This is a genomic window from Euzebyales bacterium (genome assembly GCA_035461305.1).
In the GTDB taxonomy this organism is placed as follows: domain Bacteria; phylum Actinomycetota; class Nitriliruptoria; order Euzebyales; family JAHELV01; genus JAHELV01.
On the sequence record DATHVN010000208.1, the window covers coordinates 19,086 to 30,447 of the forward strand.

Sequence of the window (11,362 nt, forward strand, 5' to 3'; positions counted from 1 at the left end):
ACGTCAGTGAACCGCTGTCGGCGTCCGTCACCGTCATCCCGTGTCTCCCGTGTCGCCACGCTGCCGCGGTCGGTGCTGCCCGTTCTGTCCGTAGGCGTCGAGCGCTCCGATGGCAGCCAGTCTCCCATTGGCTATTCGTCCTCCAGCTCTTCGCCTTCGCGGACCGGGGCGATGGACACCACCCTGGCACCCTCGGTCGGGGTCATCACGCGCACGCCCTGCGTCGAGCGACCGGTTGGCCGGATGTCCTTGACGTCCATCCGGATGATCGTACCGGTGTCGGTGATGATGAAGATCTCCTGTTCGTAGGCTGCGACCAGGGCACCGACCAGCGCACCTCGCGCATCGGTCAGCTTGGCGGAACGCACGCCCTTGCCACCACGCCGCTGGCCGGGGTAGCGCTCCAGTGGCGTCCGCTTACCGTAGCCTTCTTCGGTCACGACCAACAGCTGTCCGTCAGTCACAGCAGGCGTCATCGACAACACGGCGTCGTCGTCGTCAAGTTGCATCCCGATCACGCCGGTCGTGTCGCGTCCTATGGCGCGCGCATCCGTCTCGTGGAACCTGATCGCCATACCCTTGCGGGACACCAGAAAGATGTCGTCGTCACCCGTCGTCACCGACACGCCGATCAGGCGGTCGCCCTCGCGCAGGTTGATCGCGATCAGCACCTGCCGCGGCGAGTCGTATTCCTCGAGCGCGGTGCGCTTGATCATGCCCTGCTCGGTGGCGAAGGTGAGGAAGTGGCCGCCGTTGCCCTCGAAGTCCTTCAGCGCGAGCACCGCGGCGATGCGCTCGTCGGGCTCCAGCGCCAGACCCTCCACGCTGGTGACGTAGACCCCGCGCGCCGTCCTGGACTTCTCCGGGATGTTCCACGCCCGCACCCGGTACACACGGCCGAGGTTGGTGAAGAACAGCAGCCAGTGGTGGGTGGTTGTGACGAACAGGTCCCGGACGATGTCGTCCTCCTTGAGACCCGCGCCGGCGACTCCCTTCCCACCCCTGCGCTGCGTGCGGTACTCGCTCACCTTCGTCCGCTTGACGTAGCCGGCGCGCGACACGGTGACCACGACGTCCTCGACCGGGATGAGGTCGGTCATGCCCAGGTCACCCTCGCCGGGCATGATGTGCGTGCGCCGGGCGTCGCCGAAGCGGTCGCGTAACTCCGACAGTTCCTCGATGATGATCGCGCGCACGCGCTCGGGTCGGCCGAGGATGTCGCGCAGGTCGGCGATGCGCCCCTGCAGCTCGGCGTACTCGTCGAGGATCCGCTGACGCTCCAGCGCGGCCAGGCGGCGCAGCTGCATGTCAAGGATCGCCCGGGCCTGGATCTCCGACAGCTCGAAGCGCTCCTGCAGCTGGCCGAGCGCGGCGTCGGCCGACGCCGCGTTGCGGATGAGGTCGATGACCTCGTCGAGGTGGTCGAGCGCGACGATCAGTCCCTCGAGGACGTGCGCCCGCTCCTCAGCCTTGCGCAGGCGGTACTGCGTCCGCCGCGTGATGATCGAGATCTGATGGTCGATGTAGAGGCGGATCGTGTCGAGCAGGCCGAGCGTCCGCGGCACGCCGTCGACCAGTGCGAGGTTGATGACGCCGAACGTCTCCTGTAGCTGGGTCATCTTGTAGAGCTGGTTCAACACGACCTGGGCGTTCGCGCCCCGCTGCAGCTCGACGACGAGGCGGATCCCCTCACGGTTCGATTCGTCGCGCACGTTGCGGATGCCGGTGATGCGCCGCTCGTTGACCAGCTCTGCGATCTTCATGGCCAGGTTCGCCTTGTTGACCTGGTATGGCAGCTCGGAGATGACGATGCTCTCGCCGTTGCGGTCCTCCTCGATCTCACTGACGGCGCGCATGCGGATCGACCCGCGCCCGGTCTCGTAGGCCTCGCGGATCGCGGCCGCGCCCATGATCTGCGCGCCCGTCGGGAAGTCAGGGCCGGGGCAGAGACGCTGGACGTCGTCGAGGGTGAGGTCGGGGTCGTTGATGCATGCGATCACTGCGTTGGTCATCTCGACCAGGTTGTGCGGCGGCACGTTGGTCGACATGCCGACGGCGATGCCCGAGCTGCCGTTGACGAGCAGGTTCGGGAACCGGCTGGGCAGGACGACGGGCTCTGACTCCTCACCGTCGTAGTTGTCGACGAAGTCGACGGTGTCCTCGTCGATGTCGCGCAGCAGCTCCATCGCGAGCGGCGACAGGCGCGCCTCGGTGTAACGCATGGCCGCGGCGGGGTCTCCGTCGACCGACCCGAAGTTGCCGTGCCCGTCGATCAGCGGGTACCGGATCGCCCACGGCTGGGCCATACGGACCAGCGCGTCGTAGATCGCCGAGTCGCCGTGCGGGTGGTATTTCTTCATCACGTCACCGACGGCGGCCGCGGCCTTGCGCTGCTTGGCCGTCGCCCGCATCCCGCCCTCGAACATCGAGTACAGGATCCGCCTGTGCACCGGCTTCAGGCCGTCCTGCGCGCTGGGCAGCGCGCGGCCGACGATGACCGACATCGCGTAGTCGAGGTACGAGCGCTGCAACTCGTCCTCGAGCTCGATGGGCTCGAACTGCTCGTCCGGCTCGCCGGCGTCTGACAAGACCTCTTCGCTCATGTTCTCACGTGACCTACCGCTGTCGCTGTTCGAGGTCGGATCTCACGACCTGCCACATCCGCCCGTGTGGGGGATGGCTGAGAGGAGGGCTCAGACGTCCAGGAAGCGGACGTCCTTGGCGTTGCGCACGATGAAGTCGCGGCGTGCCTCGACGTCGTCGCCCATCAACGTCGTGAACAGCTTGTCGGCGGCGGCGGCGTCCTCCATGGTCACCTGGCGCATGACCCGCGCCGACGGGTTCATCGTGGTCTCCCACAGCTGCTCCGGGTCCATCTCACCGAGCCCCTTGAAGCGGAAGATGTCGAACTTTCGCGCCTTGCCGTTGCCGTTGACCGCCCCACGCAGCTCCAGCAGGATCGCGTCGCGCTCGTTGTCGCTGAACGCGTACCGCGCGTCGCGGTGCTTGTCCTTGCTGTTCGCCGGCGTGATCTGGTACAGCGGCGGCTGGGCGATGTACACATGACCCGTCTCGATCAGTTCGCGCATGTGGCGGAACAGGAACGTCAGCACCAACGTGCGGATGTGGGCGCCGTCGACGTCGGCGTCCATGAGCATCACGATCTTGTGGTACCGCAACTTCTCGACGTCGAACTCGTCGCCGATCCCAGTGCCGATCGCGGTGATCAGCGCCTGGATCTCGCGGTTCTCGAGCGCCTTGCCCAAACGCGCCTTCTCGACGTTGAGGATCTTGCCGCGGATCGGCAGGATCGCCTGGATCCGCCGGTCGCGGGCCTGCTTGGACGAGCCACCCGCAGAGTCCCCCTCGACCACGAAGATCTCGGTCTCGGCAGCATCGCTGGACTGGCAGTCCGCCAGCTTGCCGGGCAGCGAGTGCGACTCGAGCAGGCCCTTGCGTCGCGTCAGGTCGCGGGCCTTGCGCGCCGCGAGTCTGGCACGCGCGCCCTGGATCGCCTTGTTGACGATCACCCGCGTCTCCTGCGGATGCTCCGCGAACCAGTTCTTGAGGTGCTCGTTGCAGGTGCGCTCGACGAAGCTGCGGACCTCGGTGTTGCCCAGCTTCGTCTTCGTCTGGCCCTCGAACTGTGGGTCGGCGAGCTTGACCGAGACGATCGCGACCAGGCCCTCGCGGATGTCCTCACCGGTCAGCGTGAGGTCCTTCTCCTTGCTGGTCGGCTTGAACAGGCCGGAGTCGCGCGCCACGCGGTTGACCACGCCGGTCAGGGCCTTCTTGAAGCCCTCCTCGTGCGTACCGCCCTCATGGGTGTTGATCGTGTTGGCGAAGGTGTGGATCGAGTCGTGGAAGCTGCCGTTCCACTGCAGGGCGATGTCGACCTCCTGAGGCCCGGCCTCGTCGTCCTCGGCTGCGCTGAACGAGATGATCGAGTCGTGCAGCGGCTCCTTCGCGTGTGAGAGGTGGCTCACGAAGTCCCGCAACCCGCCGTCGAAGCGGAAGTCGAGGCGGCGCGGTTCACCGGCCTCGTCGAGGTCGCGCTCGTCGGTGACGGTGATGCGCAGGCCCGCGGTCAGAAACGCGGTCTCACGGAACCGCGTGATCAGCGTGTCCCAGTTGTAGTCCAGCGTCTCGAAGATGTCGGGGTCAGCCCAGAACGTGATCGTCGTGCCGGTTCCCTGTGCGTCGCCGACGTCGGCGACCGGCGCATCCGGCACCCCGCGGCGGAACGTCTGCCGGTACAGCCGGCCGTCGCGGCGCACCTCGGCCACCAGGCGCTCGGACAGCGCGTTGACGACCGACACGCCGACTCCGTGGAGCCCGCCGGAGACCGCGTACGACTTGTTGTCGAACTTGCCGCCGGCATGCAGGACGGTGAGCACGACCTCCAGCGCCGAGCGGTGCAGGGTCGGGTGCTCCTCGACGGGGATCCCCCGACCGTTGTCGGACACGCGGACCGAGCCGTCCGTCCCGAGCAGGACGTCGATCTGGCTGCAGCGGTCGGCCATCGCCTCGTCGACCGAGTTGTCGACGACCTCGTAGACCAGGTGGTGGAGGCCACGCGGACCGGTCGACCCGATGTACATGCCCGGACGCTTGCGCACGGCCTCGAGGCCCTCGAGGACCGTGATGTCCTTCGCGCCGTACTCCGATGGACTCGTGCTCACAGGTATGTCGTTTCTTCGTGCGTCTTGCGGATGACCGTGAGGGCCCGCAGGGGCGGCCACACAACCGCAGCGATCACTGCAACGACGCGTAACGAGATGAGCGACCGGCCGGAATCACAGGGTGGACTAGGCACGCTCACGCGTTGGCAGCCGCGCTGGGAGCCGGAGCGGTCTGTGTACTGTTGATTGTACCACAGCCAAGGCGATGGCCTGTGCTTGGCCTTCCGCGCATTTCCGCAGGTCAGCGGCCTGCTGCCTGACGAACGGACACCGTGATCGAACGCACGGTGCCCTCCCCGAGGCGCTCGTTGACGCGGCGGCTGATCACGCCGCCGAGCTGGCGGACCTCGACGGCCCACAGGGGCGTCCTGGCCGCCAGCACCAGCACGCCTCCGGTCAACCGCAGCGGCGCCGTGTTGCGAGCCAGCTGCGGTCCGACGATCGACTCCCACTCGGCCAGCAGGTCGCCGGCGACGAGGTGGGACTCCCACCCCCGCCGGGCGGCGAGCACACGCAGGGCGTCGCGCAGCGGCGTGATCTCGGCGGGGTTCGTCGGTGGTGCGGCGCCCGCGCCCATGGGGTCGTACCAGCGTCGGCGTGGCTGCTCATGCATCGACGGTCTCCGGTGGTGGGATGATCCTGCGGTCGCGGACGGTGTAGCGCGGACCGTCCAGTGGCACATCATCGGCGACGGCGGCCGTCACCAGCACCTGGCCGAACCGGTCGCAGTGCGCGGCCAGGCGGCGTCGACGCTCCTCGTCGAGCTCGGCGAACACGTCGTCGAGCAGCACGACCGGCTCGTCGCCGACCTCGAACAGCACCTCGCGACTGGCCAGCCGCAGCGCCAGCACCAGCGACCAGGTCTCGCCGTGGCTCGCGAACCCCTTCGCCGGCAGATCGGACAGCGTCAGCCCGAGGTCGTCCCGGTGGGGGCCCGCCAGCGTGACCCCCCGCTCGATCTCCGACGACAACCGCTCGTCGAGCCCGGCCCGCAGTTCCGCGGCCAGCTCTGCGGGATCCGGTACGCCCTCTCCGGGCGCACCGACCACCTGACGCCCGGTCGAAAGCTGGTAGTCGAGCCGCACCTGGGCGGGCTCACCGGCGTCACCGCCGAGCAGGTCGGCGTAGGCCCGCGCCGTTGGGCCCGCGAGCGCGTGCACGGCCGCGATGCGGGCGGCCAGCACCGCCGCCCCCGCCGACACGAGCGCGTCGGTCCAGGTGTCCAGCGTCGACGCCGGCGGCACGCCCCGGCCGCGTGCCGTGCGCAGCAGCGTGTTGCGCTGACGCAGGACACGGTCGTACTCCTGGCGTGCCGCGTGGTACGCGGGGCGGCGCTGAGTCAGCAGGTCGTCGAGGAACCGCCGCCGCTCCGAGGGGTCTCCGCGCACCAGCTGCACGTCCTCCGGGGCGAACAGCACGGCCCGGAGCAGCCCGATCGCATCGCGCACCCGTTGCTGTGCCTGGCCACCTACGCGCGCCCTGGACCGTCCACCAGGTCGCAGCTCGTACTCGATCCGTAGCGGACGACCCCCGTCCGTGCGCGCGTCGGCGCGGATGATCGCCGCATCGCACCCGAACCGCACGAGCGGTCCGTCGCTGCTCGTGCGACGGCTCGAGCCCGTCGCCAGGTAGTACACAGCCTCCAGGATGTTGGTCTTGCCCTGCGCGTTGCGCCCCAGCAGGACGTTCGGACCGGGGTGGAACACCACGTCCACGCTCGGATAGGCGCGGAAGTCGATCAGCTCCAGCTGCTCGAGCAGCACCCGCCCGCCTGCTACAGCCGAACGGGCATCAGCAGGTAGAGGAAGTCAACCTCGGACTCCTCGTCATCGGATGCACCGGTGGGACGGATGACCGCCGGCTTGAGCTCGTCGCGGAACTCCAGGGCCACCTGCTGAGTGCCCGTCGCGTCCAGCCCGTCGGTCAGGTAGCGCGGGTTGAAGGCGATCTGCAGGTCATCGCCCTGCAGCACGCCCGGCATGGACTCCTCGGCCTCGCCGATCTCGCCACTCCCCGCGGTCACCCGCACGGTGTCCGCCGACAGGTGGAGCGTGACCGGGGTGGCCGTCGTGTTGGCGTCCCCGACCACCGAGACGCGGCGCACGACCTCGATCAGATCGGCACGGTCGACCTCCAGCCGCCGCTCGTAGCCGGTCGGGATCAGCTGCCGGAACGGCGGGAACGACCCCTCGATGAGGCGGGTGACAAGCTGACGGTCGCCGAAGTCGAACCCGACCTGGCTCTCCTCGAAGGTCATCCGCACCTCGGAGCCGAGCTGCTCGGCCGACCGGCGCGCCTCGTCGAGCGCACGGCGTGGCAGCAGCACGGTGCCCTCGACGTCCTGCTCCCAATCGAGCGTGAGCACGGCCAGCCGGTAGGAGTCCGTGGCGGCGAGCACGAGGTTCTCGGCGGTGGCCTCGACGTAGACGCCGGTCAGCACCGGCCGCGCGTCGTCGGTGCTCGCGGCCCGTGCGACCTGGGCGACGCGCGCCGCGAACTCATCGGCCTTCATCACCGCCGGCGTGCTGTCGCCGCCGGTCGTCGCCAGGGCGGGGAAGTCCTCCAGCGGCATCAGCCGGAGGTCGAACCGCGCGTTGCCGCACTCCAGGTGCAGGCGGTCGTTGCCAGCGTCGGCGCTGACGGCGGCGTTGGGCAGGCTGCGGACGACATCGCCGAGAAGCCGGCCAGGCACCAGCGCGGTGCCCTCCCGATCGGCCTGGACGGGGATCGACAGGGTGCTCGAGACCTCCAGGTCGGTGGAACCCAGCAGCAACCGGTCGCCTGCGATCTCCATGCGCACGCCGGACAACGCCGGCAGCGTCGCCCGCGCACCGACCGTGCGCAGCACCCAGCTCGCTGCCTCGGCGAACTCGGTGCGCTCAGCCCGGAACTTCATGACGACCTCCGAAGGGATGGATCGGGTGATGGGTGGTCCAACCCACGCTGGTCACCTGGTGACGGGACCGTCCGGGTCGAGTGTCCGGCGGAGCCGGTCCCCACGTGCGCGATGGCATCGGACGCTGTGTACTTGTACACATCTCAGCACGGGCCCGGTTGCAGTACGAGTTGGATAGATCAGATCCGTCGTCGTCGTAGGGAAACCCGGTTCCTGTGGACAACCTGCCATCTCCCCTGGTCGGACGGTCTGCGCTGCCTGTGCACCGCGCGTGGATCCCGTGTTGACGCCGTGGGGAGAACCGGCCGGTTGTCCCCACGACACCCATGTGGTTCAGCGTGGGCGTGGACAACCCACAGTTTTCCACACCCTGTCCTCCATGGCGTGCACAGGAACTCCACAACGTCCGCATCGTGTCCGACCTACGCGTTCGCCGCGTTCTTGATCCGGGTCGTGAGCTCCTGGACCTGGTCGAAGATCGCGTGACGCTCCTGCATGAGCCCACCGATCTTGTTGGTCGCGTGGATGACCGTCGTATGGTCACGACCACCGAACGCCTGTCCGATCTTGGGCAGCGACAGGTCCGTCAGCTCGCGCGTGAGGTACATCGCGATCTGGCGCGCGTTGACCAGCTGGCGGGTCCGGCTGGTCGAGCACAGGTCGTCGAGCGTGAGGCCGAAGTAGTCGGCGGTCTGGCTCATGATCAGCCCGACGGTGATGTCGGCGCGCGACGGCTCGGGAAGCAGGTCCTTGAGCACCATCTGGCCGAGCTCGAACGTGACCTCGGTCCGCTGGAGGCTGGCGAACGCCGCCACGCGGATCAGCGCCCCCTCGAGCTCGCGGATGTTCGACGACACCCGGCTGGCGATCAGCTCCAGTACATCGTCGGGGATCGGCAGGTGGTCCTGCTGGGACTTCTTCCGCAGGATGGCCAGGCGTGTTTCCAGGTCGGGTGGCTGGATGTCGGTGATAAGGCCCCAGCTGAACCGTGTGCGCAGGCGCTCCTCGAGCTGCCCGATCTCCTTGGGCGGTCGGTCGGACGAGATGACGATCTGCTTCTGGGCGTTGTGCAGCGCGTTGAAGGTGTGGAAGAACTCCTCCTGCGTCTGCTCCTTGTTCTCGAGGAACTGGATGTCGTCGATCATCAGCACGTCGACGTCGCGGTACCGCCGCTGGAACCCGACCCGGCGACCGTTCTGGATCGCGTCGATGAACTCGTTGGTGAACTGCTCGCTGGTCGCGTAGTGCACTCGGAGGTCACCAAACAGCGACGTCGTGTAATGGCCGACGGCCTGCAGTAGATGGGTCTTGCCCAGTCCGGCCCCGCCGTAGATGAACAGCGGGTTGTACGCCTGCGCCGGTGCCTCGGCGACCGCGAACGCGGCGGCATGGGCGAACCTGTTGCTGGCACCGATGACGAACCGGTCGAACGTGTACTTCTTGTTCAGGCGCCCGCCCGCCGCGACCGGGATCGTCGGCGCCGGCTCCGGCTTGTACTGCGCTGGAGGCGGCTGCGCCGGCGCGACGGCCGGCTCGCGTGACTGGTCGTCGGTGCGCACGATGACCAGGATGCTCAGAGCACGTCCGGCGGCCGCGGTCAGGGCGGACCGCAGCGTGTCGCCGTACCGCGCGTCGAGCTGCTCGCGGGCGAACCGGTGAGGTGCCGCGAGCACCACGGTGTCGTTCTCGATGCCGATCGGCTGGGTCTCGTCGAGCCAGGCGTGCAGCGCCGCTGCCGTCAGGTCCTCCCGCAGGATCTTGAGGCTGGCCTGCCAGATCTGATCCAGATCGCCCACGACGGTTTCCACAGGCGCGATCCTCCCTTGTCGTCTGTGGCGATCTGCGTCGACCGCCTTGGGCAACCGGTGTTGTCCACATACCTTTCCACAGCTGTGGACTGGTGCCACGAGCGTGGCTTCCCACCGGGGTGCACCGGGAATCGAGTGCGGCTCACGCCACGTCTGCACCAGGGAAGCGGTGACGCCGGATCGGCTGCAGCAGACGTCGAACTCATTCCCGCTCCCGCGCTGTGGCCTGACGGCACATGTGGAACGAGTGTGACCCCGGGTCTGCTTCGCGACCGAACGCGGGGCAGGAGTATAGGTTCGGGATGCGCTGAGCCGCAACACGTATTCCGTGCTCCGGACGTACCGGCCGGCCACCCCCGGGGGCAAGCCGGGATCCGTGGTTGCGGGGGGTTCCGGCCGTTCTAGACTCGTATACACGCAAACGACATGGTCGTCGTTGCAACGGCACCGTCGTCCTGCAGCACCAGCGGAACCTCCCGTTGCCAGTGCTTCGCAACCGGTTCCGCCAACGGGCGCGGCACACGGCCCGCGGTTGCCCGCCCATCAGACACTTCTGCCGTTGCAGCACCCCATCCATGCCCAGTTGGTCCCGGCTCCAGGCGAGCACTCGAGGAACGAGCATGAAGCGCACGTATCAGCCCAACAACCGTCGCCGCAAGCGCAAGCACGGCTTCCGCTCGCGCATGCGTACCCGTTCGGGCCGCGCCATCATCCGTCGGCGGCGTGCGAAGGGCCGCAGGACGCTGACCGCCTGAGTAGGCAGCCTGTGGCGGTCATGTCGTCGCGTCGCATCCGGGCCGTGCGGGCGGCGCGGATGCGAGCGGCGTCCCCGACGATGGTCGTGCATGCGCTGTGCTCCGACAGCGAGGACGGTGGCGGACTGACGATCGTCGCCAACCGTGCGATCGGCGGCGCCGTGGTCCGCAACCGGGCCAAGCGCCGGCTGCGTGCCGCGGCACGCCGGGCCCGGTTGCCGGCCGGCGCCGACCTGGTCGTGGATGCACGTTCGGACGCCGTCCGCGCGCCCTTCACGACCCTGCACCGCGACCTCGAGCGTCTGACCACCCGTGCAGCGGAGCGGGCACGACGATGACGACACAGCGTGTGACGTCCGACACCGCGGCCCGGTGGAACCCGGTTGCGCAGGTGCTGGTGCTGCTCATGCGCGCCTGGCAGCTCGTGCCACGGATCGACCAGAACCGCTGCAGGTTCTACCCCAGTTGCTCGGCCTACGGCATCACCGCCGTGCGACGCTTCGGTGCCGTGCGTGGTGGCTGGTTGGCGATCCGGCGGCTCGGCCGCTGCCACCCATGGAACCCGGGCGGGGTCGACCACGTACCACCACGCACGGACGCCGGGCCGCGTCGCACCCATGTCATGACCAGCGAGGGTCGGTAGATGAGTATCTGGACAGGGCTGCTCGAGGCCCTCGGCGAAGTTCTGCGGTTCTTCCACGACGCGACGACCGGCCTGTTCGGTGACTACGCATGGGCTGTCGCCATCGTGCTGCTGACCGTGCTGGTGCGCGTGGCGATGATGCCGCTGGCGATCAGGCAGTTCCGCTCGATGCAGGCGATGCAGAAGCTTCGGCCGGACATGAAACGGATCCAGTCGAAGTACAAGACCGACCGCGGGATGATGCGGACCGATCCCGAGAAGTACCGCGAGCGGCGCCAGAAGCAGCAGGAAGAGCTGATGGCGCTGTACAAGGAGCACAACGTCAACCCCGCCTCGAGCTGCCTCCCCCTGATCGCCCAGATGCCGATCTTCGTGGCGCTGTTCAGCATGCTGCGCAGCCCTGACGTCATCCCCGAGCTGGTCGAGGCGCCGTTCCCCATTGATGCGACGCTCCAGGCGCCAGCCAGCCAGGCCGGCATCATCGCGATCGGCATGCTGCTCCTGATGGGCGTCACGACGTTCGTGCAGCAGAAGCAGATGATGGGGCGTCAGGCCGTCGCTGCCGACGATCAGCAGAT

10 protein-coding genes are annotated in these 11,362 nt (G+C 68.3%); 4 read left to right on the plus strand and 6 right to left on the minus strand.

The annotated features are described in order from the left end of the window. Positions 1-131 precede the first annotated feature (131 nt). The 6 genes from gyrA to dnaA form a co-directional block, all read right to left on the minus strand. The gene (gene gyrA, locus VK923_19060; protein ID HSJ46780.1) at positions 132-2,603 is read right to left on the minus strand and encodes a DNA gyrase subunit A; all 2,472 of its coding nucleotides are present in this window, start codon (positions 2,601-2,603) and stop codon (positions 132-134) included. Positions 2,604-2,693: 90 nt separating this feature from the next. Beyond that, positions 2,694-4,682: a DNA topoisomerase (ATP-hydrolyzing) subunit B gene (gene gyrB, locus VK923_19065; protein ID HSJ46781.1), complete on the minus strand. Its 1,989-nt coding sequence runs from the start codon at positions 4,680-4,682 to the stop codon at positions 2,694-2,696. Positions 4,683-4,923: 241 nt separating this feature from the next. Then, positions 4,924-5,295 (minus strand): DUF721 domain-containing protein, encoded by a 372-nt coding sequence (locus VK923_19070; GenBank protein HSJ46782.1) that lies wholly within the window; start codon positions 5,293-5,295, stop codon positions 4,924-4,926. After that, complete coding sequence (gene recF, locus VK923_19075; GenBank protein HSJ46783.1) at positions 5,288-6,445, minus strand: DNA replication/repair protein RecF; 1,158 nt, start codon at positions 6,443-6,445, stop codon at positions 5,288-5,290. The genes VK923_19070 and recF overlap by 8 nt, the downstream gene beginning before the upstream one ends. 11 nt (positions 6,446-6,456) lie before the next feature. Next, positions 6,457-7,578 (minus strand): DNA polymerase III subunit beta, encoded by a 1,122-nt coding sequence (gene dnaN, locus VK923_19080; GenBank protein ID HSJ46784.1) that lies wholly within the window; start codon positions 7,576-7,578, stop codon positions 6,457-6,459. A 422-nt stretch (positions 7,579-8,000) separates the two neighbouring features. Beyond that, positions 8,001-9,386: a chromosomal replication initiator protein DnaA gene (gene dnaA / locus VK923_19085; protein HSJ46785.1), complete on the minus strand. Its 1,386-nt coding sequence runs from the start codon at positions 9,384-9,386 to the stop codon at positions 8,001-8,003. 620 nt (positions 9,387-10,006) lie between these two features. On the opposite strand from dnaA, the gene rpmH reads away from it, so the two are divergent. The 4 genes from rpmH to VK923_19105 form a co-directional block, all read left to right on the plus strand. Beyond that, positions 10,007-10,141 (plus strand): 50S ribosomal protein L34, encoded by a 135-nt coding sequence (rpmH, locus tag VK923_19090; protein ID HSJ46786.1) that lies wholly within the window; start codon positions 10,007-10,009, stop codon positions 10,139-10,141. Positions 10,142-10,161: 20 nt separating this feature from the next. Further along, positions 10,162-10,479, plus strand: coding sequence for a ribonuclease P protein component (gene rnpA, locus VK923_19095; GenBank protein ID HSJ46787.1), 318 nt, complete (start codon positions 10,162-10,164; stop codon positions 10,477-10,479). Continuing rightward, positions 10,476-10,784: a membrane protein insertion efficiency factor YidD gene (gene yidD, locus VK923_19100; GenBank protein HSJ46788.1), complete on the plus strand. Its 309-nt coding sequence runs from the start codon at positions 10,476-10,478 to the stop codon at positions 10,782-10,784. Before rnpA ends, yidD begins: the two co-directional genes overlap by 4 nt. Further along, a partial coding sequence (locus VK923_19105; protein HSJ46789.1) for a YidC/Oxa1 family membrane protein insertase occupies positions 10,785-11,362 on the plus strand: 578 nt, incomplete at its 3' end.

What these genes read in the sequence shown, in the direction of transcription:
- gyrA (HSJ46780.1), bottom strand. Translation starts at nt 2,603, where the DNA reads ATGAGCGAAGAGGTCTTGTCAGACGCCGGCGAGCCGGACGAGCAGTTC.
- rnpA (HSJ46787.1), top strand. Translation starts at nt 10,162, where the DNA reads ATGTCGTCGCGTCGCATCCGGGCCGTGCGGGCGGCGCGGATGCGAGCG.
- rpmH (HSJ46786.1), top strand. Translation starts at nt 10,007, where the DNA reads ATGAAGCGCACGTATCAGCCCAACAACCGTCGCCGCAAGCGCAAGCAC.
- VK923_19070 (HSJ46782.1), bottom strand. Translation starts at nt 5,295, where the DNA reads ATGCATGAGCAGCCACGCCGACGCTGGTACGACCCCATGGGCGCGGGC.
- dnaN (HSJ46784.1), bottom strand. Translation starts at nt 7,578, where the DNA reads ATGAAGTTCCGGGCTGAGCGCACCGAGTTCGCCGAGGCAGCGAGCTGG.
- yidD (HSJ46788.1), top strand. Translation starts at nt 10,476, where the DNA reads ATGACGACACAGCGTGTGACGTCCGACACCGCGGCCCGGTGGAACCCG.